This is a genomic window from Amycolatopsis cihanbeyliensis (assembly GCF_006715045.1).
Taxonomy (GTDB): domain Bacteria; phylum Actinomycetota; class Actinomycetes; order Mycobacteriales; family Pseudonocardiaceae; genus Amycolatopsis; species Amycolatopsis cihanbeyliensis.
The window spans coordinates 905,484-931,018 of the sequence record NZ_VFML01000002.1 but is presented as its reverse complement, the minus strand read 5'-3'; the positions used below and the strand labels follow the sequence as shown (position 1 = coordinate 931,018).

Annotated in this window: 17 protein-coding genes; 9 read left to right on the top strand and 8 right to left on the bottom strand. The window is 70.3% G+C overall.

What is annotated here, in order from left to right; genetic code table 11:
• Positions 1–19: 19 nt before the first annotated feature.
• On the bottom strand, positions 20–1,447 hold the full coding sequence (locus FB471_RS32835) for a short-chain fatty acyl-CoA regulator family protein (protein WP_142003694.1): 1,428 nt from the start codon (positions 1,445–1,447) through the stop codon (positions 20–22).
• A gap of 215 nt (positions 1,448–1,662) precedes the next feature.
• On the opposite strand from FB471_RS32835, the gene aceA reads away from it, so the two are divergent.
• The gene (gene aceA / locus FB471_RS32830) at positions 1,663–2,949 is read left to right on the top strand and encodes an isocitrate lyase (protein ID WP_142003693.1); all 1,287 of its coding nucleotides are present in this window, start codon (positions 1,663–1,665) and stop codon (positions 2,947–2,949) included.
• A 193-nt stretch (positions 2,950–3,142) separates the two neighbouring features.
• Positions 3,143–4,756 (top strand): malate synthase A, encoded by a 1,614-nt coding sequence (aceB, locus tag FB471_RS32825; RefSeq protein WP_142003692.1) that lies wholly within the window; start codon positions 3,143–3,145, stop codon positions 4,754–4,756.
• A 431-nt stretch (positions 4,757–5,187) separates the two neighbouring features.
• Here aceB and FB471_RS32820 read toward each other — a convergent pair whose 3' ends face one another.
• Positions 5,188–6,441 carry a glycosyltransferase family 4 protein gene (locus FB471_RS32820; RefSeq protein ID WP_142003691.1) on the bottom strand — a complete coding sequence of 418 codons (1,254 nt, stop codon included), beginning with the start codon at positions 6,439–6,441 and terminating at the stop codon, positions 5,188–5,190.
• A 9-nt stretch (positions 6,442–6,450) separates the two neighbouring features.
• Positions 6,451–7,032, bottom strand: a complete 582-nt coding sequence (locus FB471_RS32815) for a TetR/AcrR family transcriptional regulator (protein WP_142003690.1) — start codon at positions 7,030–7,032, stop codon at positions 6,451–6,453.
• Between the two features lie 48 nt (positions 7,033–7,080).
• Here FB471_RS32815 and FB471_RS32810 point away from each other — a divergent pair, with 48 nt between their 5' ends.
• The 5 genes from FB471_RS32810 to FB471_RS32790 all read left to right on the top strand — a co-directional run bounded on the left by FB471_RS32810 (position 7,081) and on the right by FB471_RS32790 (position 18,281).
• Positions 7,081–7,536 carry a nuclear transport factor 2 family protein gene (locus FB471_RS32810; RefSeq protein WP_142003689.1) on the top strand — a complete coding sequence of 152 codons (456 nt, stop codon included), beginning with the start codon at positions 7,081–7,083 and terminating at the stop codon, positions 7,534–7,536.
• A 58-nt stretch (positions 7,537–7,594) separates the two neighbouring features.
• Positions 7,595–9,346, top strand: a complete 1,752-nt coding sequence (locus FB471_RS32805) for a glycoside hydrolase family 2 protein (protein WP_142003688.1) — start codon at positions 7,595–7,597, stop codon at positions 9,344–9,346.
• A gap of 104 nt (positions 9,347–9,450) precedes the next feature.
• A complete protein-coding gene (locus FB471_RS32800; RefSeq protein ID WP_142003687.1) occupies positions 9,451–10,041 on the top strand; it encodes an RNA polymerase sigma factor in 591 nt (196 codons plus the stop codon).
• Positions 10,038–10,703 carry a hypothetical protein gene (locus tag FB471_RS32795; RefSeq protein WP_142003686.1) on the top strand — a complete coding sequence of 222 codons (666 nt, stop codon included), beginning with the start codon at positions 10,038–10,040 and terminating at the stop codon, positions 10,701–10,703. The genes FB471_RS32800 and FB471_RS32795 overlap by 4 nt, the downstream gene beginning before the upstream one ends.
• Positions 10,704–10,907: 204 nt before the next feature.
• Complete coding sequence (locus tag FB471_RS32790; RefSeq protein ID WP_170221076.1) at positions 10,908–18,281, top strand: type I polyketide synthase; 7,374 nt, start codon at positions 10,908–10,910, stop codon at positions 18,279–18,281.
• An 8-nt stretch (positions 18,282–18,289) separates the two neighbouring features.
• On the opposite strand, the gene FB471_RS32785 is transcribed toward FB471_RS32790, so the two are convergent.
• Positions 18,290–18,964 carry a hypothetical protein gene (locus FB471_RS32785; protein WP_142003684.1) on the bottom strand — a complete coding sequence of 225 codons (675 nt, stop codon included), beginning with the start codon at positions 18,962–18,964 and terminating at the stop codon, positions 18,290–18,292.
• A gap of 59 nt (positions 18,965–19,023) precedes the next feature.
• Between FB471_RS32785 and FB471_RS32780 the strand changes: the two genes are divergently transcribed.
• Entirely contained in the window at positions 19,024–20,676 is a 1,653-nt protein-coding gene (locus FB471_RS32780; RefSeq protein WP_211358306.1) for an aldehyde dehydrogenase family protein, read from the top strand.
• A gap of 104 nt (positions 20,677–20,780) precedes the next feature.
• Here FB471_RS32780 and FB471_RS32775 read toward each other — a convergent pair whose 3' ends face one another.
• The 4 genes from FB471_RS32775 to FB471_RS32760 form a co-directional block, all read right to left on the bottom strand.
• Positions 20,781–22,331, bottom strand: coding sequence for a 1,4-alpha-glucan branching protein domain-containing protein (locus tag FB471_RS32775; RefSeq protein ID WP_142003683.1), 1,551 nt, complete (start codon positions 22,329–22,331; stop codon positions 20,781–20,783).
• A gap of 116 nt (positions 22,332–22,447) precedes the next feature.
• On the bottom strand, positions 22,448–23,233 hold the full coding sequence (locus FB471_RS32770) for a class I SAM-dependent methyltransferase (protein ID WP_142003682.1): 786 nt from the start codon (positions 23,231–23,233) through the stop codon (positions 22,448–22,450).
• Positions 23,234–23,280: 47 nt separating this feature from the next.
• Positions 23,281–23,475, bottom strand: coding sequence for a hypothetical protein (locus FB471_RS32765; RefSeq protein WP_142003681.1), 195 nt, complete (start codon positions 23,473–23,475; stop codon positions 23,281–23,283).
• Positions 23,476–23,545: 70 nt separating this feature from the next.
• The gene (locus FB471_RS32760) at positions 23,546–24,394 is read right to left on the bottom strand and encodes a DegV family protein (protein WP_142003680.1); all 849 of its coding nucleotides are present in this window, start codon (positions 24,392–24,394) and stop codon (positions 23,546–23,548) included.
• Between the two features lie 244 nt (positions 24,395–24,638).
• Here FB471_RS32760 and FB471_RS32755 point away from each other — a divergent pair, with 244 nt between their 5' ends.
• A complete protein-coding gene (locus FB471_RS32755; protein WP_142003679.1) occupies positions 24,639–25,424 on the top strand; it encodes an electron transfer flavoprotein subunit beta/FixA family protein in 786 nt (261 codons plus the stop codon).
• Positions 25,425–25,535 lie beyond the last annotated feature (111 nt).

Here is a 25,535-nt window from a genome sequence, read left to right as displayed (position 1 = left end):
TAGCCACGTTCAGGGCACTTCAGCCGGGTTTGGGGACGGCGGGGTAGGGGACGAACGTGCTGGTGTTCTCGTCCACGGTGAGCCGCTTGCCGATGGTGGGAAAGGCGCGCTGCGGGCAGGCGGGACGCTCACACACCTTGCAGCCCATGCCGATCGGTGTCGCGGCGTCCTTGTCGTCCAGGTCCAGGCCGGTGGAGTAGACGAGCCTGCGGGCGTGCCGCAGCTCGCAGCCGAGCCCGACGCTGAACATCTTGCCAGGGCTGCCGTAGCCGCCGATGTTGCGGCTCACCGTGCGCGCCACCCAGAAGTAGCTCTTGCCGTCCGGCATGCTGGCCACCTGGGTGAAGATCTTGCCGGGGGCGGTGAACGCCTCATAGATGTTCCACAGTGGACACGCGCCGCCGACCCTTGAGAAGTGGAATCCCGCCGCGGACTGCCGCTTCGACATGTTTCCTGCCCTGTCCACCCGGACGAAGGAGAACGGGACCCCGCGCAGCTTCGGGCGTTGCAGTGTGGACAGCCGGTGGCACACCGTCTCGAATCCGACCCCGAAGTAGTCGCACAACCGCTCGATGTCGTAGCGGAAGTGCTCCGCGGCCGAATGGAAGGGGCGGTAGGGCAGGATCAGCGCCCCGGCGAAGTAGTTGGCGAGGCCGACCCTGGCCAGCGAGCGCGCCGCGGGGCCGGAGAACGCCCAGGAGTCGGCCAGCTCGGTGATCAGGTCGTCGTGCTCGAGCAGTGCGATCTGCGAGGCCATCCGGAACGCCTGCTGCCCGATCCGCAGGCTGGGCGCCATCCGCAGGATGCGGGGATGTGGCTCGTAACGGTGCTGCTCGCCCGCCGCCTCGTCGATGCCCTCGCTGGTCACCTGCACGCCGTAGGTCTCGTCCAGTTCGGCCCGGAGCTGGGTACGCACCTCGCCCCGGCGCAGCCCCATCGAGGAGGCCATCCGTTCGGCGCGCTCGTCCAGCTCGGCGACGTAGTTCTCCCGCTCGTAGAAGAAGTCCCGCACTTCCTCATGCGGCAGCGGTGCGGCCGCGCTGCCGTGCATGCCCCGGCCGTCCTCGGTGACCAGCGCCGCGGTGTTCTCCACCGCGTTGCGGTACCGCCGGTGCAGTTTGACCAGGGCCTCGGCCATGGTCGGCAGGTTGTTCGCCAGCTCGTTGATCTCGCTGCTGGAGACCTCCGCGGCGACCGCCTCGTCCAGCAACGCCTCCCGCACGTCGGCCACCAGCCGCGCGGTGTCGTTGTTGGCGAAGAACTCGGCGTCCACCCCGAATGCCTCGGTCACCCGCAGCAGCACCGGCACGGTCAGCGGCCGGGCGTTGTGCTCGATCTGGTTGAGGTAGCTGGGTGAGATCTCCAGCACTCTGGCCAGGTCGGCTTGGCTCATCGACCTGCTTTCCCGGAGGTGGCGCAGCCGGGGCCCGGCGAATGTCTTGTCCATCGTGACCGTCCTGTGCAGAAGTTTTTCCGGACCGTACCGATCAAGCTCGACGGTTCGTCCGGACTTGCGAACTTCTCGTTCGCAACCTTCACAACATCGTAGGGAAACTTCGCTAAAATTGGCAAATTGGATGTCTGGTGGCGTTTTCGCAGCGCATGTCATCGTGAGCTTAGCAGGCGAGAAATCGCAAAGTTCGCAAAGTTGGAGTCAAGGCGATGGTGGAGAAGGCCAAGCAGTGGGAACAGGCGGCAGCGGAACTTGCCAAGCAGTGGGAGACCGACCCGCGGTGGCAGGGCGTCGAGCGGTCCTACTCGGCGGCCGAGGTGGTCAAGCTGCGCGGCAGCGTCGTCGAGGAGAACACGCTGGCTCGCCGCGGCGCGGAGAAGCTGTGGGACCTGCTGCAGAACGAGGACTACATCCACGCCCTCGGCGCGCTGACCGGTAACCAGGCGGTCCAGCAGGTGCGGGCCGGCCTCAAGGCGATCTACCTCTCCGGCTGGCAGGTGGCCGCCGACGCGAACCTCGCCGGGCAGACCTACCCGGACCAGAGTCTCTACCCGGCCAACTCGGTGCCCGCCGTGGTCCGCCGGATCAACAACGCGCTCGGCCGCGCCGACCAGATCACCTGGGCCGAGGGCGACACCAGCATCGACTGGTACGCGCCGATCGTGGCCGACGCCGAGGCCGGCTTCGGCGGCCCGCTGAACGCCTTCGAGCTGATGAAGGGCATGATCGCGGCCGGTGCCGCCGGGGTGCACTGGGAGGACCAGCTCGCCTCCGAGAAGAAGTGCGGCCACCTCGGCGGCAAGGTGCTCATCCCGACCAAGCAGCACGAGCGCACGCTGAACGCCGCCCGGCTGGCCGCGGACGTGGCCGGGGTGCCGTCGGTGATCATCGCCCGCACCGATGCCCAGGCCGCCACGCTGCTGACCAGCGACGTGGACGAGCGTGACCGGAAGTTCGTCACCGGTGACCGCACCGCGGAGGGCTTCTACCAGGTGCGTAACGGCCTCGAGCCGTGCATCGAGCGTGGCCTCGCCTACGCGAAGTACGCCGATCTACTGTGGATGGAGACCTCCGAGCCGGACCTCGAGGTGGCGCGGAAGTTCGCCGAGGCCATCAAGGACAAGTACCCGAACCAGCAGCTCGCCTACAACTGCTCGCCGTCGTTCAACTGGAAGAAGCACCTTGACGACGCGACGATCGCGAAGTTCCAGCGCGAGCTCGGGCACATGGGCTACAAGTTCCAGTTCATCACCCTGGCCGGCTTCCACGCGTTGAACTACTCGATGTTCGACCTCGCCAAGGGCTACGCCTCCGACGGCATGAGCGCCTACGTCGAGCTGCAGGAGCGGGAGTTCGCCGCCGAGGAGCGGGGTTACACCGCCACCAAGCACCAGCGCGAGGTCGGCACCGGCTGGTTCGACCAGGTCAGCACGGCGCTGAACCCGGAGAGCTCTACTACCGCGCTCAAGGGCTCCACCGAAGAAGCGCAGTTCTGAGCGACCACCTCGAAACCGTGCTGGCCGGGACATGGTGAGTGCCAGAACGCGCGGCGCCAGCCGATCGTGACGCGCGTTTCGAGACAGGCACTGACCGGCGGCGGCCCCGGCGGCGGAGTGCCGCACTGGACCCGCAACCAGTGCGCCTCGTCGCCGGGCCGCACCCCGAATTCCACTGTGGAGGGACCCGAAGATGGCTGACCGGCTCAACTACCGCATCGAGGTCGCCGCGCACGCGGGCGACCGGTTCGACGAGATCCTCACCCCGGCGGCGCTGGACTTCGTGGCGCGGCTGGACAACGAGTTCGCCGGCCGCCGCCGGGAGCTGCTGGACGCCCGCCGCCGGCGCAGGGAACGGCTCGGATCCGGCGAGGAGACCCTGGATTTCCTGCCCGAGACGCGGGCCATCCGTGAGGACGACTCCTGGTGCGTGGCCGGGGCGGCGCCCGGTCTCGAGGACCGCAGGGTGGAGATCACCGGTCCCACCGACCGCAAGATGACGGTGAACGCGCTGAACTCCGGCGCGAGGGTGTGGCTCGCCGACTTCGAGGACGCCACGTCACCGACCTGGCAGAACATCATCGACGGCCAGCTCAACCTTTTCGACGCGATCCGGCGCGATATCGACTTCACCACCGAGGCCGGCAAGCACTACCGGATCGGGGACACCCCGGCGACCATCGTGGCGCGCCCCCGTGGCTGGCACCTGGTGGACAAGCACATCCGGATCGACGGGCGCCCGGTCTCGGCCGGCATCCTGGACTTCGGGCTGTACTTCTTCCACAACGCGCGGCAGCTGCTCGCGCGCGGCAGCGGCCCGTACTTCTACCTGCCGAAGCTGGAAGACCACCGCGAGGCCAGGTTGTGGAACGACGTGTTCCGCCTCGCCCAGCGGGAGCTCGGTATCCCGCAGGGCAGCATCCGGGCCACCGTGCTGATCGAGACGATCACCGCCGCCCTGCAGATGGACGAGATCCTCTACGAGCTGCGTGAGCACGCCGCCGGGCTGAACGCGGGTCGGTGGGACTACATCTTCAGTGTCATCAAGAACTTCAGCGAGCGCGGCGCGGACTTCGTGCTGCCCGACCGCGCGCAGGTGACGATGACCGTGCCGTTCATGCGTGCCTACACCGAGCTGCTGGTCAGCACCTGCCACCGGCGTGGCGCGCACGCCATCGGCGGGATGGCCGCGTTCATCCCGAGCAAGGACCCCGAGGCGGCGGCGGAGGCGCTGACCAAGGTCCGCGAGGACAAGGAACGCGAGGCCGCGGACGGGTTCGACGGCTCATGGGTGGCACATCCCGGCCTGGTGGACACGTGCCGTGAGGTGTTCGACGGCGTCCTCGGCGAGCGCCCGAACCAGGTGGACAAGCTGCGCCAGGATGTGGTGGTCACCGCCGAGGACCTGCTGGACGTGGCCAGTGCCGGCGGGGCGGTCACCGAGCACGGCCTTCGCGCGAACATCAACGTGGGCCTGCGGTACATCGACGCCTGGCTGCGCGGTACCGGGGCCGCGGCGATCTTCGGGCTGATGGAGGACGCGGCCACCGCGGAGATCGCGCGTTGCCAGGTGTGGCAGTGGATCCGCAACGGTACGAAGCTGGACGACGGGACCGCGGTGACCACCGAGCTCGCCACGAACCTGCTGGACGAGGAACTCTCCTCGGTGCGGGCCGAGCTCGGCCCGGAAGCCAGGCTGGACGACGCCAGGGCGATCTTCGTGGAGACCGCGATGGGGGAGAAGCTGCCGAACTTCTTCACCACCGCCGCCTACGCCCGCTACCTGGTGCAGCCGTCCGGCTCCTGATTGTCGAACACCGCCGGGCGGGCCAGAATGTACTGGTCCGTCCGGCGCAACAATGATGACGTTCCCGGCACGAATGATCACATTCGGTAGATCACATTGCAGTTATGGCAACAAGCTATAGCGCCACCGGGGCGAACGCGGATTACACTTCCCGGTACATCGGCCACTGTTCCGGCAGGAGCAACTTGGTTGATAAGTGCGGATACTTAGTGAAACCCCGTTGTTTCTTTGGTTACGGGCAAGGATGCTCCCTACGACGGATCCTCCCCTGCCCCCGAGGAGTCTGCCCATGAAGTCGCGTTATGTAGCTGGATTGCTCGCCGCCCTGGCGCTGGTGTTCGGCGCCGCCACTCCCGCGGTGGCGTCGGTGGCCCCCACCTCACACGCTCCCGCTGGCGTGGAGTGCCTGAGGTGCCCGCTGTAGCCCCCGCCTAGGGTTCGAAGGCGTTGCCGGTGGCGATCTTGGGGCGACCCAGGGTCGTCGGCTCGCCGATTCGGGTTCGCCGGTAGACCGCGGCCGTGGCCGCGGCGATCCGGTGCCAGTCGAAATCGGCGGCAAGGCGGGATTGTGCGGCGTGCGCCCGCCTTCCGGCAGCGCTCGCATCGGCGAGTACGGCGTCCACCGCCCCGGCGAGGGCGGGGACGTCGCCCGGTGCGAACGCCAGCCCGGTCTCGCCGTCGATCACCACCTCGCCCAGTCCACCCGCGGTGGACGCCACCAGCGGGGCCTTGGCCGCGGCGGCTTCCAGTGCCACGATCCCGAACGGTTCGTACCTGCTGGGCAGCACGACCGCGTTCGCGGCCGCCAGCACCGCGCGCAGGTCGCGATCGGAGAGGTGGCCGACGAAGTCCACGGCCCGACGGATCCGGAGCCTGCGCGACTGCTCCACGAGTTCTTCCAGATGACGCCCGTTCCCGGCGATCACCAGCCGGGTGCCCGGGTGCCCGCGCCGGATCCGGGGAAGGGCCTCCAGCAGATCCTGCACGCCCTTCTCCCACTCCAACCGTCCGAAGTAGAGCAGTAGTGGCGCGCCGCCGGGGCTGTGTGCCTTCCGGGCCCGGTTGATCTCCTGCTCGGTGACCTGCCAGCTGCGTTCCTCGATCCCGTTGTGGATCACGGTGATGTCCTCGGGCGCCAGTTCGAACAGGTGCGCGACCTCGATGCGCATGGCCTGCGAGCAGGTGATCAGCGCGTCCACCCGGTTGGCCAGCCACCACTCGACCGAATGCACCTGCTGGTTGAGCGGGTGGGACAGCCAGCCGGAGTGCCTACCCGCCTCGGTCGCGTGGATGGTTCCCACCAGCGGGACCCCGGCCGCCTCGGCGAGTGCGATCGCGGGATGGGTCACCAGCCAGTCGTGCGCGTGCACCACCTCGGGACGCCAGTGGCGAAGCAGGTCGGTGCCGGCGCGGATCATCGCGTGCCCCATCGCGAGCGTCCAGGCGACCAGGTCGCGCTCGAAGGTGACGTGCATCGGATCCTCGGCGACCCGGATGATGCGCACGCCCTCCACCGTCCGGTCGGTCGTCGGGTGCGTCTCGGCGTCGGTGCCCGCCACGTGCCTGCACAGCACCACCACCTCGTGCCCGTCCTTGGCGAGATGCCTGGCCAGCGCGTGAACATGCCGGGCGAGCCCCCCGACCACGACGGGCGGGTACTCCCAGGACAGCATCAAGACGCGCATGAGTGGAGGTTACTCACCAGTCGGCTGAGGTCCTTCCTGGCGGTTCGACAACGACGGTCCCGCCGCCTCGGCGAGCAACGCTCGCGCGGCTGCCTTGCTGGTCAGCGCGATGGCCGGATCGCCACTGATGGCTGCCGTCACGGTAGCCCCTTCCAGCAGGGCGAACAACTGGTCGGCGAGGGTTTCGGGGGTGGTGAGCGTGCGCAGGTAGACCCGCACCGCCGCCTTGTGCGCGCGCACCGCCGCGGTCACGCCGGGGGCGGTCGGGCCCAGCTCTCCGAAGGAGTTGACGAAGGCGCAGCCGCGGAAGCCGGGTTCGCGGAACCAGTCGTGCAACCAGTCGAACACGGCGAGCGGATCGTCGTCCCTGGCCGCGACGTACCCGGTGAGCGAGTCGCGCCAGCGCGTGTCCCGGCGCCGCAGATAGGCCTCGACCAGCGTGTCCTTGGACGGGAAGCACTGGTAGAGCCGTTTGAGCGAGACACCGGACTCGGCTCGGATGGCATCCATCCCGACCGCTTGCACGCCTCGCTCGTAGAACAGCTTCCCGGCCGCGTCGAGCAGCAGATCGGTCGCTTCCGCGTGGTCCACGGCACCTCCTACTGGTGCGGAGAACGATCGTTCTCTACGCTGCTCCACATGGTACGTCCCCCGTTTCCCCCCTTCGACCCGGACACCGCCGCGCAGAAGGTGCAGGCGGCCGAGGACGCCTGGAACACCCGCGACCCGGAGCGGGTGGCGCTGGCCTACACCGAGGACTCGGTGTGGCGTAACCGCGATCGCCACGTCGTCGGCCGCGCGCGGATCGTGGAGTTCCTCCGCGAGAAATGGGCGCGCGAACTGGACTACGCACTGCGCAAGGAGTTGTGGGGCTTCCGAGGTAACCGGATCGGCGTGCGGTTCCAGTACGAGTGCCGCGACTCCGGCGGCCAGTGGTGGCGCAGCTACGGCAACGAGCTGTGGGAGTTCAGCGAGGACGGGCTGATGCGGCGCAGGGAGGCGAGCATCAACGACGTCCCGATCGCCGAGGCGCGGCGCCGGATCTTCGGCCCGCGGCCGGAGAGCGAGCACGGGGTCCCGCTGCCGGTGTACTAGGACGTGACGTTGGTCACCACGGTCGAGTGCCCGCCTACCCCGCCGGGGTAGGAACGGTGTGGTGACGGCCTCAGCGAGTGAGCCGCGGTGGCGGCCCGAGCGGCCCCCGCTCGACACCCCATGGACCCACCAGGTCGGCCCGGACAACGCACTGCCCGAGTACCCCCGGCCGCGGTTGGTCCGGCCACGCTGGCTGAACCTCAACGGGGTCTGGGAGTACACCACCCCGGGCCGGCACGGCGAGCACATCCTGGTGCCGTACCCGCCGGAGTCGGCACTGTCCGGGATCGGGCGGCACGACGACCGGATGTGGTACCGGCGGACGTTCGAGGTCCCCGCCGACTGGACCGGGGACCGGGTGCTGCTGCACTTCGGCGCGGTCGACCAGGTGGCGCGGGTCTGGGTGAACAACCAGCTCGTCGCCACCCACGAGGGTGGGTACACGGCGTTCAGCGCGGACGTCACCGACGTACTGCGGGCCGGCGGTGAACAGGAGCTCGTGGTGCGGGCCGAGGACACCGGTGACCGTGGCACCTTCCCGGTCGGCAAGCAGGCGAACGATCCCGGCGGGATTCTCTACACCCAGGCCTCCGGCATCTGGCAGACGGTCTGGCTGGAGCCGGTCGGGCCGGCGCACGTCGAGTGGCTGGACATCGCCTGCGACCACACCGGGTTCGCCGTGACGCCGCGGGTCAGCGGCGCGGATGGCCACCGGGTCGAGGTGGTCGTGACCGAGCCGGGCGGGGCCGAGCTGGCTCGCGCCACCGGGGCCGCCGGCACCCGGCTGTGGCTGCCGGTGCCCGAGCCCCGACTCTGGAGCCCGGACGACCCGTACCTGTACGACCTGACCGTGCGGCTGCTGGCGGCCGACGGCCGGGTCGCCGATGAGGCCCGTGGCTATGCCGGCCTGCGCACGATCGAGGTGGTCCTGGACGGGCAGGGCAGGCCGCGGATCGCGCTCAACGGTCGGATCACCGTGCTGCACGGCCCGCTGGACCAGGGTTACTGGCCGGACGGGATCTACACCGCGCCCACGGACGAGGCGTTGCGGTTCGACCTCGAGCAGACCCGGCTGGCCGGGTTCAACTGCGTGCGCAAGCACGTCAAGGTCGAGCCCGCCCGCTGGTACTACTGGGCCGACCGGCTCGGCCTGCTGGTGTGGCAGGACATGCCGAACCTGCCGGTGCTGCTGGACAACCCGCCGGGACCGCAGGCTCCACCGGTCCGGCAGGCGCGGCAGCGGTTCGAGGCGGAACTGGCCGGCATGATCGAGCAACTGCGCGGGGTGACCTCGATCATCGGCTGGGTTCCGTTCAACGAGGGCTGGGGCGAGTACGACACCGCGCGGATCGCCGCCGAGGTCAAGGCCGCCGACCCGGCCCGGCTGGTGATCGCGGGCAGCGGGGTCAACTGCTGCCATTCGCACCCGGACGGCGGCGCGGGCGATGTCTACGACGACCACACCTATGTCGGCCCGGGGCGGCCGGAGGCCCGCGACGAGCGGGCACTCGCCGCCGGAGAGTACGGCGGGCTGGGGCTGGTGGTCGAGGGGCGGTCGTGGCCGGGGGAGCCGCAGGCCTACGAGATGGCCGCCGACTCGCGTGAGCTGACCGCACGCTACGCCGAGGTGAGCAGGGACCTTGCCGGTGTGGTGCGGGACAACGGGCTGTCCGTGGCGATCTACACCCAGACCACGGACGTGGAGAACGAGGTCAACGGGCTACTCAGCTACGACCGCCGCACGATCAAACCGGATCTCGCGGTGGTCGCCGAGCACAACCGGGCGGTCATCGCGACCGGCTCGGGCTGAGTGCGGCACCTGCGACGCCGGTAACGCGGCCGGGCGTACGGACCAAGTGTGCAGGAAAGCACAACCACGACGTACGCGGGAGCGACGGTGAGACAGGTGAGCGAATGACCGGAGCAGCGCAGGAGCAGGACGTAGCGAGGATCGGGCGCGACCCGGCGGCGTTCGAGGCCTTCTACCGCGAGCACGTGGACCTGATCCAGCGGTTCATCGCGCGCAGGGTCGGTGACCCGATGCGCGCCGCGGACCTGGCCGCGGACGTGTTCCTCGCGGCCATCGAGTCGGCACACACCTACCGCGCCGCGCGCGGTGGTCCCACGGGCTGGCTGTTCGGCGTGGCGCGCAACGTGCTCGCGGCCGAGCGGCGACGGAACGCCCGCGGGCTACGTGCCGAGAGCAGGGTCGCCGGGCGCGCGCTCGTCGACCGTGACGACGTCGCCATGATCGAGGAACGGATCGAGGCCGAAACCCGGTCCAGGCGGCTGTACCGGGCCATGGACGAGCTGTCCGGCGGCGAGCGTGCCGTGCTCGAACTGGTTGCCCTTGACGGACTCACCGTCCAGGAAGCCGGGCGGTCATTGGGGATCCGGCCGACCGCGGCCCGGGTGCGGCTGCACCGGGCGCGGCGACGGCTACAGCACCACCTCATGCCAGACGCGACCGGCGAGGTCGCCCCACCCGTGGAGGTACTGCCATGAACACCAGTCACCAGCCGCGCGACCGGTTCGAGGACCGGCTGCTGGTATCCCTGAAGCAGGTTGTCGCCGAACGCGCCGCCGAGGTCCCGGAAGCCGCCGGCGCCGCTCCGGCCCGGCGCGGGCCACGGGTGGCGATCGCATCCGGCGTGGCCGCCTGTGGTGCCGCGGGCGCGGTCGTGCTTCCGCTCGCCCTCGGCGGGGGTAGCGCCGCGTTCGCCGTGGAGAAGGAGCAGGACGGCACCGTGCGGGTGGAGATCAACGACCTGCGCGACGCCGAGGAGCTCGAGGCCGAGCTGGGTGAGCACGGCATCAACGCGGTGATCGACTACCTGCCGGAGGGCAAGATGTGCAGGCAACCGCGGTTCCCGGACACCGGCCCCGACATGGGCGGGGCGACGGCACTGCGGGTGGAGGGGAACTCGGCGGTCTTCACCCTGCGGCCCGCGGACTTCCGTGGTGACCGGGCGCTGGTGCTCAGCACCGCGGGCAACCGGGACGTGACGGGGATCCAGCTCGCCACGGCCACCGTTCCGGTGCCGCCGTGTGAACCGGTGGACAGGGACGAGGTGCTGCCGCCGGCGCCCGCCGGTGAGGGTGGCGTCTCGCATGGCGGCGATGTCTCGAGTGACAGCGAGCGGCGGCTGGGCAGCGGGACCGGCTGACACCGCGGAGCGTGCCCCGCGGGTGGCCCGGCACGTCGTGGTCACCCGCGGGCGGCCGTACCGGAACGGCCAACGCGTGAACGTGAGCGGCCAACGCGCGGATGTGGCGGGCAAACACACCGTGGAGGGGTGCTGCGGCACTGCCGAGTGAACCTCGGGGTTGGTTGCTGCTGAACCTCGCGGCGGTGCGGCAGCATGCGCACCATGGTGGATCGCATCGCGGTTGTCGGCCTCTCCTGCCGTCTTCCGGGCGGCATAACCACTGTGGACGAGCTGTGGGCCGCGCTGTCGGAGGGGCGTGAGCTGGTCGGCGATCCGCCACCGGACCGGTTCGACACCCGGCGGTTCCAGGACGCGAATCCGGTTCGCCCGGCGAAGTCCTACACCTTCGCCGGGGGTTTCCTTGACGACATCGCCGGTTTCGACGCGGAGTACTTCGGGATCAGCCCGCGGGAGGCGAGCCGGATCGACCCGCAACAGCGGCTGCTGCTGGAGATGGCGGTCGAGGCCTGCGACGACGCCGGACTGCCGCGGGAGGCGGTCGCCGGTTCGGACACCGGAGTCTTCGTCGGCGCGTCCTCGCCCGACTACGGCGGCATGCAGACCTCCAGCCCGGAGACCATCGATCCCTACACCAACTCCGGGATGGCGCTGTCGAACACGGCCAACCGGATCTCCTACGCGCTCGACCTGCACGGGCCGAGCGTCAAGGTGGACACCGCCTGCGCGTCCTCGCTGAACGCGGTACACCTCGCCTGCCAGTACCTGCGCCACGGCGAGGGTGGGCTCGCCCTGGCCGCGGGCGTCAACGTGCTGCTCAACCCCTACATCTACATCGGATTCGCCAAGGCGACCATCCTGTCTCCCTCCGGGCGCTGCCGGCCGTTCTCCGCGAAGGCGGACGGGTACGTGCGAGCCGAGGGCGGCGGCGTGGTCGTGCTCAAGCGACTGACCGACGCGGTGGCTGACGGTGACCGCATCCACGGCGTGATCGTGGCCAGCGGGACCAACAGCGACGGCCGGACGGCCGGGCTGGTGTTGCCCAGTGCCGAGACGCAGGAAGCGTTGCTACGCGAGGTCTACGCCCGCGCCGAGCTCGAGCCCGCCGACCTGGCCTACCTGGAGGCGCACGGTACCGGGACACCGATCGGCGACCCGATCGAGTGCCAGGCGATCGGCGGCGCGCTGGCCACCGGCCGGGCGGCTGAGACGCCGTTGCCGATCGGTTCGATCAAGGGAAATCTCGGGCATCTCGAACCGGCTTCCGGGATGGCGGGCCTGCTGAAGGCCCTGCTGGTACTGCGGTACCGCACCATCCCGCCCGCGCCGGCCTCCGACCCGCTCAGCACGGAGATCGACTTCGCCGAACTGGGGATCGACCCGGTGCTGCACCGGCGCGCGCTCGAACCGGGAGCGGGGTCCCTGGTCGGCGTGAACTCCTTCGGCTTCGGCGGCACCAACACCCACGTCGTACTCGCCCCGGCTGCCGAGCGGGAACCCCGTGCCGACCGGCCGGCGGCGCCGCTCCCGATCACGGTGTCCGCCCGCTCGGCCGACGCGCTCGGCGCGGCGGTTCGGCGGTTCGGCGCCCGGCTCGCCGAAGCCGGGCCGGATTCGCACTACGATCTGGCCTATACCAGTTGCCTGCGCCGTAGCCGGCACCCGCACCGTGCGGTGTTCCTCGCCGATACGTCGGCCGTGGCCGCGGAACGGATGCTGGACGAGAACGCACCGTGGCGCCAGTACCAGCAGCAGGCGGTGCCGCACGGCCGCATCGCGTTCGCCTTCAGCGGCAACGGGTCCCAGTGGCCCCGGATGGGCGCGGACCTGATCGAGGCCGAACCGGTGTTCCGCCGGGCGGTGCAACGGGTGGACGCGGTGTTCGCCCCGAAGGCGGGCTGGTCCCTGCTGGACGAGTTCGAGGTGGATACGGCCCCCGCTGGTGGGTCCGGAATGGACGACACCGAGATCGCCCAGCCAGCGCTGTTCGCCGTGCAGGTGGCGATCGTGGAACTGCTGGCACAGCACGGGATCCGGCCGGACGCGGTGTACGGGCACAGCGTCGGGGAAATCACCGCGGCCTACCTCGCCGGGGTACTGGATCTGGAGCAGGCGCTCGAGGTGGTACTCGTGCGCAGCCAGGAGCAGGCGGCGACGGCCGGGCTCGGCAGGATGGCGGCCGTGGCACTCGGCCGCGCCGAGATCGAACCGCTGCTCACCGGGGACCTCGAACTCGCCGCCGTGAACAGCGGCCGGGACGTCACCGTGGCCGGCCCGCCCTCGGCGGTGCGGGAGCTGGTCGCCCGGCTCGCCGAGCGGGATGTGTTCTGCCAACCGCTCGGCCTCGACTACGCCTTCCACAGCGGGATCATGGACCCCATCCGCCGCCCGTTACTCGAGCGGTTGACCGGGCTGCACCCCAAACCCGCGGAGATCCTGCTGGTCTCCACCGTCACCGGCGGTCCGGTGAACGGCACCGAGCTGGACGCGTCGTACTGGTGGCGCAACGTTCGGGAGCCGGTCCGGTTCGCCGAGGCCACCGCGGAACTGCTCGAGTCGGGCTGCGACACCCTGGTGGAGATCGGGCCGCATCCGGTCCTGCTGCCCTACCTGCGCCGGGCGGAGTCCGCCGGTCCGATCGCGACCATCGGCACCCTGCGGCGCGATGTCGGCGGGCGGGAGTGCGTGCGTGGTGCCGTGGAATCGGTACTCGCCGCCGGCCCTCCGGCCGGGTGTGAACGGTACTTCCCGGTTCGGGGCAGGGTGGTCGACCTGCCGCCGTATCCCTGGCGGCGCGAACCCCACTGGCACGGCGACCAGTACTGGTGGGCGGGGGTCCCCGGGCCGGTGGATCACCCGCTGCTCGGCGACCGGGCCGCCGTCCCCGAGCCGACCTGGGAGTCCACTGTGGATTCTGCCGCCCTGCCCTGGTTGACCGATCACCAGGTGGACGGTGCGGCCATCCTACCCGCTGCCGGATACGTGGAGATGGCGCTCGCGGCCGGTCGCCGGGTGCACGAGGCGCCGGTCGAACTGGGCGAGCTGCACATCCTCCGGCCACTCGCGCTTCCCGAGGAGGACGCGCCGGCCCCGCGGCTGCGTGCCGCACTGTCCGAGGAGGACGGGGTGTTCCGGATCTCCAGCCGGGCGACCGGCAAGCACCCGTGGCAGAACCACGCCCGTACCCGGGTGCGCACGCTGCTGGGTTCGGCACCGGCCGCGCTCGACCTCGCCGAGCTGCGCCGCGGGATCGCGGCCGAGGGGCAGCACGTGGACGCGGCGGGGCACTATGCCGACGCGCGGCGGCTCGGCGTCGACTACGGGTCCGCCTTCCAGGTGCTGACCGAGGCGTGGGCCACCCACGGCACGGTGCTCGCCCGGTACGACTGCCGGCATCTCGACCTCGACGAGTACGAAACCCACCCCGCGTGGCTGGATGCCGCCTTGCAGGCCGCGATCCCGCTCGGCCGGGCGCTCGGTCGCTGGCGGACCTTCCTCCCGGTGGCGATCGGCCGCGTCCGCCGCTGGTTGCCACCCACCGCGACCGGGGCCATCCTGCTGGTGGCGCGGCGCGGCTCGGAGTACGAGCTCGCGCTGGACGCCACCATCACCGACGAGGCCGGAACGATCCTGGTCGAGTTGAGCGACTGCCGGTTGATGCGGGTGCCGTCCGAGGCCACCGAGCCCCCGGCAAGGAGGACCGTGGAGCCCCGGGCCGCACCACGGCCCGGCCCGCTTCCCGCTGTCGAGTTCGGCTCGGGCCCGGTGGTGGCGGCCGCCAGGGAGTCGATCGGTGAGTTCGGCCGCACGCGGGCCGAGGACGTGGTCTGCTACCTGCCCGGGGTGAAGGCGATGACCGCCGCGTTCGCCGCGCGGGCGTTCGCCGAGCTGCTCGGCGGTGCCACGGTCTTCTTCACCGAGGATCTGCTCGGTGCCGGGGTGCGGCCCGGGTACGGCCGGCTGCTGGACCGGCTGAGCGTGCTCGCCCACGACCACGGGCACCTGGGGTGGCTCGGTGAGTTGCACGGGAGCACCCGGTGGCGACTGGCCGGCCGGGCCGAGCCGGAGCGGTTGTTCGGCGACCTGGTGTGGGACTACCCGGAGGCCGCCACCCACCTGACCCTGGTCGCCCGCGCGGGCAGGCACCTCGTCGGTGTGCTGACCGGCCAGGTCGATCCGATCGAGTTGGTCTTCCCCGACAGCGGCGCCGACACCATCACCCATTTCTACGACATCGCGCCCACCCTCCGGCCGTTCAACAAGGGCGCCGTCGAGATCGTCCGGGCGATGGTGCGGAACTGGCCCTCCAGCAGGCCATTGCGCGTGCTGGAGATCGGGGCCGGCACCGGGGGCCTGACCGCCGCGGTACTCCCGGAACTTCCCCGGGACCGGACCCGGTATGTCTGCACCGACATCACCGAGCTGTTCCTCGCTCCGGCCGCAAGCCGGTTCGCTGCCTACGACTTCGTGGAGTACCACCGGTTCGACCTCGATCAGGACCCCACCGAGCAGGGGTTCGTGGACGGGGAGTTCGACCTGATCCTGGCCGGGCTCGCGGTGCACGTGGCGAAAGATCTCCGCCGCACGTTGCCTGGACTCGCCAGGCTGCTCGGCGCCGGTGGTCGGTTGGTGCTGGTGGAACCGCACGATGTCGACCTGCTGTGCCTGCCGTTCGGGCTGTTCGAGCAGTTCTGGGTCACCGAGGACCGCGACCTGCGGCCGAACTCGCCGCTGCTACCCGTGGATCAGTGGACGGAGTTGCTGCGCACCACCGGTTTCCGTGCGGTGTCCGACACGGCCTGCGCGCAGCCGCCCGGTGATCGCGTCTCGATCATCGTCGCGGAAAGGGCCGATCCGGCCGCGTCCGTCATCGAACCGCCCCGCCGCGGCGGCAGCTGGTTCCTGCTGGTGGATGATCCGGCTGATCGAGACCTCGGCCGGCGGCTGGTGGAACGGCTGAACACCACCGGTGCCACGGCCCGCATGGCCGAGCCGGCAACCGATCCCGAGCGGTGGCTCGCGCTGTTCGGGCAGGACCCGGATGTGCGGGTGGTCTTCCTGCTGGGCGAGTCGGTGGCGGAGAACGGGTCGGCCGCGGCGGTGACCACCTACCGGTTCCAGGTGGCCTGCGCCGTCGCCGAGGCCTGCAACGAGTTGGCGGTGGACTCCTCCGCCGGGCTGTGGGTGGTCAGCCGGTCCGCGGACACGGTCGGACCACCCGCGGAACTCTCGCGGCCGGTGGATGCCGCGTTCTGGGGCGCGACCAGGGTGCTGGCCAGCGAGTATCCACGACTGACCGTGCGCAGGGTCTGCATGCCGAGGGGCGAGGGGGAGGCCGACCGGCTGACCGCGGAGTTGCTCGATCCCGATCCCGACGACGAGATCATCCTGACCGCGCATGGCCGGTTCGTCCCCCGGCTGGTCGAGCACGCGGCGCCGGCCGGCTCGGCTGAGGGGTATCGCCTGCGGTTGCGGGATCGTGGCCCCGACTACCGGCTGGCCTGGACCCAGGTGGACGCTCCGGAACCGGGGCCGCATCAGGTCGTGGTGTCGGTACGGGCGGCCGCGATCAACTACCGGGACACCTTGCTCGCGGTGGGGATGCTGCCGGAGTGGATGGTCGCCGGCGGGATGCTGGGAGCGGACCTCGGTTTCGAGTGTTCCGGGATCATCGCCGCGGTCGGCGCGGAGGTGACCGCGTTCCGCCCGGGTGATCGGGTACTGGCGTTCGTGCCGAACGCCTTCGCCTCGCACGTGCTGGCGGACGCGAGCGTGGTGGGGCATCTGCCGGGCGATCTGGACTACGCCGAAGCCGTCACCATGCCGGTCGCGTATCTCACCGTGCACTACGGGCTGCGCCAGCTCGCCCAGCTCGAGCCGGGGGAGACGGTGCTGGTGCACGGCGCTGCCGGCGCGGTCGGCCTGGCCGCCCTGCGGTGCGCACGGGACGCGGGAGCCACCGTGATCGCCACCGCGGGTACCGAGGAGAAACGGGACTTCCTCCGGCTGCTCGGGGTGGAGCAGGTGTACGACTCACGTGGCCTCGACTTCGCCGAGCGCATCAGGGAGGCCGCCGGCGGGCATGGCGTGGACGTCGTACTGAACTCGCTGGCCGGGGAAGCCATCACACGCAGCCTGGAGCTGTTGCGCCCCGGTGGCCGCTTCGTCGAGCTCGGCAAGCGGGACATCTACCTGGACCAGAACGTCTCGTTGCTGCCGTTCCGGAACAATGTCAGCTTCTTCGGGGTCGACATCGACCAACTCGCCCGGCACCGGCCGCGGGCGCTCGCCCGGCAGTATCGGGAGATGCTCGATCGGGTGCGCGACGGCGTCTATCGGCCGTTGCCGTATCGGGCCTTTCCCGCGGCCCGGATCGCCGAGGCCTTCCGCACCGTGCAGCACTCCCGGCATATCGGCAAGGTGGTGATCACCTTCGAGGAGCCCCCTCCGGTGGAGCGGCGCCCCCGTCCGCTGCGCCTGGATCCCGCGGCGACCTACCTGGTGACCGGCGGACTCAGCGGGCTGGGCGGGGCCACCGCGAGCTGGCTCGCCGAGCGCGGTGCCCGGCACCTCGCACTGCTGGGGCGTCGCGGCGCGGGCACCGCGGAGGCGGCGGCGATCCTGGAAGGGCTCGCCGCCCGTGGGGTGACCGCCACTCCCTACGCCGTCGATGTCACCGACGTGGACGCGATGCGCGCCACGATCGAGTCCATCGACGGTACCGGCAAGCCGTTGCGCGGCGTAGTGCATGCCGCGATGGCGCTCGACGACGGGAACTCGAAGGACCTCACCCCGGAACGGTTCCGGGTAGCCCTCGAACCCAAGATGGCGGGGGCGATGATCCTGGACCGGCTCACCGAGGGCCGCGAGCTCGACTTGTTCCTGCTGTACTCCTCGGCCTCGGCCCTGGTCGGCAACGCGGGACAGGCCAACTACTGCGCGGGCAACCTCGCGCTGGAAGCGTTGTGCCGCGACCGCGGGCGTCGTGGCCTGCCCGCGACGGCGGTGGCCCTCGGCCCGATCCGCGAGGTCGGCTACGTGGCGCGTAGCGAGGCCACCACCAAGCTGCTCGAACGGGCCGGCCTCGGCTTCATCGGCCAGGAGGAGGTCTTCACCGCGATCGACGAACTGATCGGCAGGGATGGTGCGGTCGCCATCGTCATGCGTCGCTATTCGGCTTTGCTGCGCCTGTTCCCGCACCTGACCACCCCGCGCCTCGGCGAGCTCACCGGCGCGGAGGAGGACCTGACCGACGTCGCGGACCTGCTGGCGGAACTGCGGAGGTTACCGCTGGAAGAGGCCGTCCCGAAACTGGAGGACACGATCGTGTGGATGGTGGCCGACTCGCTCGGGATCGCGCCCGAACGTGTCGATCGGACCCGGCCGCTGGACCAGCTCGGTGTGGACTCGCTGATGGCCGCCGAGCTGGTGAGCAAGATGCGGCGGCGGGTCGGCACCGAGTTGCCGATCATGCGGGTACTGTCCAGCGGAGATATCTCCGAACTGTCCCGCGCACTGGTGAAGTGGCTGCAGTCGGCCTCATCCTCGGACCTGCCCGAGGAACTGCGCAGCTCGTGATGGGGAACCTAGTTGTCGGGCCAGGATGGCACCGGCCAGGCGCCGGCCTCCCCGGAACCGCGCAGCACCACATCGGTCGCGGTGAACAGCGAGGTGCCGAACGCGTCCTCGAAGGCCGCCAGTCCCTCCTCGGTCGGCGTGATCGGTACGTCGCTTCCCCGGAGCGTGGTGGGCTTCGTGGGTGCCCCGGGCCGCAGGTCCAGCCTGACCGCCGCGGGATCCGTCGCGTACAGCGGTACCTCTCCGACCCAGTCCTCGTTCACCTTGAGGAAGGCGAATATCCGGCCGTCCGAAAGGTCTCCGCGAACTTCGGTGATCTCCATACTGGTCTGCTCGCTGCGCAGCCTGACCCCGCCGCGCACCCGGCCCCGACCGTCGGTGGGCTGGCCGGAAAGGTCGATCACGACCCGCCCGTACTCCGGCGGCATCGTGACCCCCTCGACCGTGCTGCCGTCCGCGCCGAGGATCTCGCTCGCGGGGGCCACGGCCTGCACTTCGATGCCTTCCTCGCGCAGCCGCTCCAGGGCCAGCGTGGTCAGCCGCAGCTCGCTCAGCCCGTCGATCAGGGCGAATGCCGTGCCCGCCTCGGTCCCTTCCGCGGCGGTGGCGGCGCCGCCGCCGAGTTGACCGAGCAGGGGTGCCGCCATCGCGCCGCTGAAGAAAATACGTCGAGTGAACTCCATGACGTCAGTGTCGGACATCCTCTCGGTGTCCCGGTGAAAATTGACCCGAAAGTAGGACCATGACGAATACCGCTCCAGCGGAAAGCAGGACCTCATCCGCCGTTCGACACTATCCGCTCCATATCGGCGGTGAACCGGTCGATACCGCCGAGCGGGCCTACGGCATCAGCGTGCGTGCCGTGCTCGAGCCGGAGCGGGCGGAAACCATTGGTTTGTGGCGGCGAATGCGCGAGGGCGGTGAGGACGAGGTGCATGCCCATCGGCATGTTCTCGGCTCCTGTGCGCTGTCCACAGCGGAGCACGGCGAGGCGGCACTGCGGGCCGCGGCGGACGCGGCGCCGCGCTGGCTGGCCGTCCCGCTGGCGCGGCGGCTGGCCATGGTGAGTGTCATCAGGGACCGCTTCCTCGCCCGGCGGGCGGAGCTGGGGGCGATCCTGCGGGCGGAGGGATGCCCGGGGGTCCTGGTCGAGGCGCAGTTCAACTCGGTGTTGTGTTCGTACGACGACACGGCGTTCCAGGAGTTCCACTCGCTGATGTACCGCGAGTGGGAGCGCGGGGGACGACGTCTCGTCCTGCGCCGGAACCCGGACGGGGTGGTGTGTGTCGACCCACCGTTCAACACCCCGCTCACCGGGGTGTTCGCCTGTCTCGCACTGGTCGCGGGCAACACGATGGTGGTGCGGGTGCCGCAGTCCTGTCCGATGTCGTTGAGTTACGCGCTGCATGAGATCGTGCTTCCGGCACTGGAATCGTGCGGGGCGCCACCAGGGACGTTGAACATCCTGTGCGGCGACTACGAGGTGCACATGCCGCAATGGTTGAACAGCCCACTGGTGGACTCCATTTTTTATTTCGGCTCTAGCGAAAATGGAATCGCGCTGGAGCGGAAGTGTCTCGAGAAAGGTAAGAAAGCGATTCTCGAGCTGGCCGGAAACGACGGTGTGCTGGTCTGGCGGGATGCCGATCTGGACCGGGCCGCCGAGGCACTCGTGGAGTCCTTCTACGCCTCCGGTCAGGTGTGCATGGTGCCGAGGTACGTGCTCGCGCATCCGGCCATCGCCGATGATCTGCTGGCGCGGGTGCGGGCCGCCGCGGCCGAGCTGCGGCCCGGCGACCCGGACGAGGAACACACCATGCTCAGCCCCGTGCTCCGGACGACGGCGTTCTTCCGTTGCCTCGGGGACGCGCTGGCCACAGGCGCGGCCAAGGTGTGTGGTGGGGAGCGGATCGGCCTGGACGGAAACCCGGATCCGGAGGGGTTGTTCCTCGAACCCACGGTCATCAGGGTCGACGGGCTCGAGGGCGCCCGCGAACTCGCCGCGGTCCGCGAGGAGACCTTCTACCCACTGCTCTCGGTCGTCGTGCCGGAGGAGGCCCCGGACGACTCCCTGCTGGAACGGGCGATCACCTTCGTCAACGGCAACAAGTACGGGTTGCGGAACTCGCTGTGGGCACGGGACGAGCGGGTGATCGACCGGTTCGTCGCCTCCGTCACCAACGGCGGGCTGCTGAAGGTGAACGACTCGCACCTGGCGACGGTGCCGTACCTGTCCACCCACGGGGGCACCGGCCTCAGCGGTGGCGCGCACGGCGAGGCCAACTACCCGTTCCTGCGGGCCAGCAGGTTGCAGGGGGTCGCCATCGCGACCGAACCGGTGCACCCACGGGACAGCCTGACCGGTTCGGCAGGTGAGCGGGCGGGCGCACCGTAACGGCAAACTCGGGCGCATGAGCGGCAAACTCGCGGACGTGGGCGGCAAACTCGCCGACGTGGGCGGCAAACTCGTGCGCGTGGGCGGCAAACACGCTGGGGTGTTCAGCGAAGGTCGCGGGCGTCGAGGCGGCCGAACGGGCCGTCCTCGGCACGCAGGGCCGCCGCGCGGCGGACCGCCTCGTCCCCGCGGCCCGCGCGCAGGAGCCCGGCCAGCTCGTCGAAGCGTTCGGTGTGCACCCGCGCGCGGCGGCGGGCGTAGTCCGCGGCCGAGTCCTTGGTGACCATGAACGCCCAGTCGCTGGACAACGACAGCAGCGCCTCGGTGACCAGCTGGTCGCGTGCCGGGTCGCGGACCGTGCGGTCCATCCCGTCCAGCGCGGGGAGCAGGCGTTCCTGCAGCCCGGCGTTCGCCCGCACCATATCGGCGACCTGCTCGCCGTCCCAGACCCGCCAGTCCTTGCCTGAGCCCCATGAGGACGCGGGCAGGTCCACCGGGCCGCCGAGGTGACCGGCCGCCAGCGCGCCGCGCAGCGTGGTCACCCGGACCCCGGCCTCCGGCAGCGCGCGCAGCACCGCCTCCAGCCAGGCGGGGCCCTCGTGCCACCAGTGCCCGAACAGTTCGGTGTCGTAGGCGGCCACCACCAGCGACTCCCTGCCGTGCCGTTCGCGCAGCTCGCGCAACCGGGTGACCACGGTGTCCACGAAGTCCTTGACGTGCAGCCGCAGGGTGTCCGCGGCCAGTGCCGGCTCGTAGGGCGCCTTTTCGTGCGGGGGAACCTGCTTGCCGGTGACCCGGGACGGCTTCAGCCCGACCTCGTGCGCCCAGGTGTGGAAGTCACGGTAGGAGGAGTGGCCGGGATAGCCCGCCTTCGGCGACCACACCCGGTAGGTGACCTCCAGGTCCCGGCCGAAGCACACCACCTCCGAGGAGCCGACGGTGCGCGCGGCCGAGGTGTCCCCGCGCAGCGAGGGCCCGTCGACGAGGAAGTGCCCCACCCCGGCCGCCGCATAGCCGTCCTCCATCCCCGGGGCGTAACCGCACTCCGGTGCCCAGATCCCCTGTGGACGGTGGCCGACGCGGAGCAGGCCGTCGGCGAGCCCGCCGCGCAGCGCGAAGGCGCGGAGGCGCTCGTCCAGCAACGGCTGGAAGGGATGCGCGAGCGGGCCGCCGAGCAGTTCGACCACCTCGGAGTCCACTAAGGATCTCAGGATCGGGGAGAAGCCGTGTCGCCAGCGAGTTTCGAAATCGCGCAACGCGCCCGAGGCGGCACGGTACTCGTCGGTGGCCAACGCGCTGAGCAGTTCCTCGCCCTGCCACAGGGTGGCGGCATGCCGGGCGCGCAGTTGCCAGTTGCCGAGCCACTCGTGGAAGGCACGCAGGCAGTACGGGTCGTCCAGCTGCGCGGCCAGCACCGGGGTGACCCCGAGGGTGAGCACATCCCGCTTGCCCTCCTCGGCGAAGCGGCGCAGCAGGTCCGTCACCGGCAGGTAGGAATGCGCCCACGCCTGGTAGAGCCATTCCTCGCCGACCGGCCAGGAGCCGTGGTGTGCCAGCCACGGCAGGTGGCTGTGCAGTACCAGGCAGAAGGTACCCTCGGTGCTTGCTCCCAAACTCGCGACACGGTCGGCTCGGCCGGGCTCGGACTTCGTCATCATCGCCACCTTCGCAGGTCGTGCGCCCGGCCTCGCCGCCCGTGGGCTGCGCCGCGCGAGTTCTTCCGCTTGCCTCGAGCAGCAAGTTCAGTTCAGGAACAGGCCCTCGGAGCCGCTCACCGGGCCACCGCCACGGCGACCAGGTCCAGGCTGGTGTCCGGTTCCTCGCCGTCGATCCGGAAGTCGTCCGCGCCGATCGCCGTGACGTCCGCCAACAGGTCGGCGGGCCAGTCGGCCTGGCCGGGCAGGGAGCCCATCACGACCTCCAGTTGCGCGTCGATGATGCAGCCGCCGTGGCGCCGGTCGAGCTCCCGTAGCGCCGGTCCGTGGTGCAGCCCGTGCAGCAGCTCGACCTCGAACCCGGCCGCCCGTAGCAGATCGTCCAGTTCGGACGGTGCGAGTTCCCTGGTGTGATACGGATTCAGCGGGGTGTCGGAGTCCGGGGTGAAGGTCAGCCGGTTCGGGGTGGTGACCAGTAGCTTCCCGCCGGGCCGGAGCACCCGCAGGCATTCGGCGAGGAACCCTTCCTGGTCCCACAGGTGCTCGATCACCTGGAAGTTCGCCACCACGTCCGCGGCGCCGGTGCCGACCGGGAGGAACGCCAGGTTGGCCCGCACGGCCGAGACCTGTGGGTAGCGGTCGACCACGTGCGCCGTCGCCTGCTCGTCGTAGTCCACGGCGAGCACCCTTGCCGCCTCCCGCGCGATCATCCCGGCGCCGTAGCCCTCACCGCAGCCGGCTTCCAGCACGGTGGCGCCCGCGCAGTGCGGGAGCAGGGCACGGTAAGCGGCCTCGTGCCGGCGGAACCAGTAGTTCTCCTCGGGGATGCCGGGGACGGTCCGCTCACCGCTGAGGTGCAGCGTCGCCGCCCGCGCCGCCGCCTCGGTGGATGGGGTGCTCACGTCAGGACCCTAACGGCCCACGTCCGGCGGGCGCCCTGCCGGTGCGCTCAGCGCGGCGGCGGGGGAGGGTTGCCTTCGCCCTTGCCACCGGTGCGGTCCCGCAGCTTGTTCAGCATCTCCTTGGCCTGCGCGCGGCGGCGGGGGTCGTTGGCGAGTTCCTTGGCCTGGTTGATGACCTTGCGGCCCTGCGGGCTCCGGGCGTAAGCGGCGAGCTTGGCCGCCTTGCTGAACAGTGATGGCATCTCGAGACCTCCGGTGCTCGTGTCCGATACCGCAATCATCCAAACGTGCGGGCGCCGCCGCCAGTGCCGGTCACAGGACAGGCGCTACGGTAATGCCGAGCGCGCCGGGGCCCACATGCGCCCCGATCACCGTGCTGGCCTGGACCAGGGTGATCTCCCGCAGGTCCCGGACCTGCTCGCGGAGCTGCCGCACCACCGCCATCTCCCGCGCGGAGGGGGCGGCACAGGCGATCGCCATGTCCACCGGACGGGGACCCGCCCGCTCCACCGCGAGGTCGGTCAGCTTGGCCAGCGCGCGTTTGGCCCCTGGCACCCTTGTCACCGGTGCGACCTCGCCGCGGTACACGGTGAGCAGCGGCTTCAGGGACAGCGCCGTGCCGACGAAGGCGGACGCGGCACCGATGCGTCCGCCCTTGCGCAGGTACTCCAGGGTGTCCACGTAGATCAGTTCGGTGCTGGCGGAGCAGCGCCACTCGGTCACCTCGATGACCCGGCGGGTGTGCGCCCCGGCCGCCGCCGCGCGGGCCGCGGAGAGCACCGCGAACCCGAGGCTCATCCCGGTGGTGGCGCTGTCCACCACGTGCACCGGTATCTGGACCTGCTGCGCCGCCGCTCGCGCGGCCTCCACCGTCTGGGACATCCGGCCGGAGATGTGCACGCTGACGATGGCATCCGCGCCCTGGCTGGCTGCTTGCTGATAGGTCCAGAAGAACGCACCCTGATCGGGTGGTGCGGTGGAAACCGGTTCACCCGCACGCAACGACTCGATCAGTTCGGCACGGTCGAACCGGTTCTCGTCGTCAGTCCGGTCACCCACGCGGATCTGGACCTGCACGACCGCGACTCCCCACTGAGCAGCGAGCTGCTCGGGGAGGCAGGCGGTCGAATCGGTGATCACTGCTACGGGCACGTTCGGCAGGTTAACTCGTTACACCCACTTGAAGTAGTCCCGTGCGTCCGAACGGGTGTGGTGACACACCGGAGGTAGCGACCATCCCCCTGTTACCGGCCGGTGGCCGTAGAATAAACGGGACTATCGTCTCAATAACTCGCCATTCCAGGTGAATGCGATCACCTCGGCGCGCCAACCGGGCCGGTTACCCCTAATCTACTGGCCAGTAATGGCTAGCAGCGCTCCATCATCGGGAGGTCGAACAAGCCCCATGACCAACATCGTCGTCCTGGTCAAGCAGGTGCCGGACACCTATTCGGAGCGCAAGCTCACGGCTGGTGACCACACCCTGGACCGTGAATCCGCCGACGCCGTACTCGACGAGATCAACGAGAAGGCCGTCGAGGAAGCGCTCAAGATCAAGGAAGCGGGTGAGGGCGAGGTCACCGTCGTCTCGGTGGGCCCGGACCGCGCGACCGACGCCATCCGCAAAGCCCTCTCGATGGGCGCCGACAAGGCCATCCACGTCTCCGACGAGGCGCTGCACGGCTCGGATGTGCTGGCCACCGCCAGGGTCATCGCCGCGGCCATCGGCCGGGTCGAAGGCTACGACCTGATCATCGCGGGCAACGAGGCCTCGGACGGCCGCGGCGGCGCGGTGCCCGCGGTCCTGGCCGAGCTGCTCGGTATCCCGCAGCTGACCCACGTCCGGGTGCTGAACGTGGAGGGCTCCACCGTCAAGGCGGACCGGGAGACCGAGGAGGGCATCACCCACCTCGAGGCCACCCTTCCCGCGCTGGTGAGCGTCGGCGAGAAGATCAACGAGCCGCGCTACCCCTCCTTCAAGGGCATCATGGCGGCCAAGAAGAAGCCGGTGGACACCCTCACCGTCGCCGACCTCGGCGTGGACGCCGGTGCCGTCGGCCTCGGCAACGCCTGGTCGTCCGTGGTCGAGTCGGCCCCGAAGCCCCCGCGGCAGGCGGGCCAGCGGGTCGACGACGAGGGCGACGGTGGCAGCAAGGTCGCCGAGTACCTGGTCAGCCAGAAGATCATCTGAACGAGCGCCCGAGAAGTGCGGGGACCTGCGGTGGCGAGCGGAGGAGCGCGCGCGGCGGAGTTCCGCGCGTTTCCAGGCAGGCACTGAGAGACCTCGCGGGATTTAAGGAGC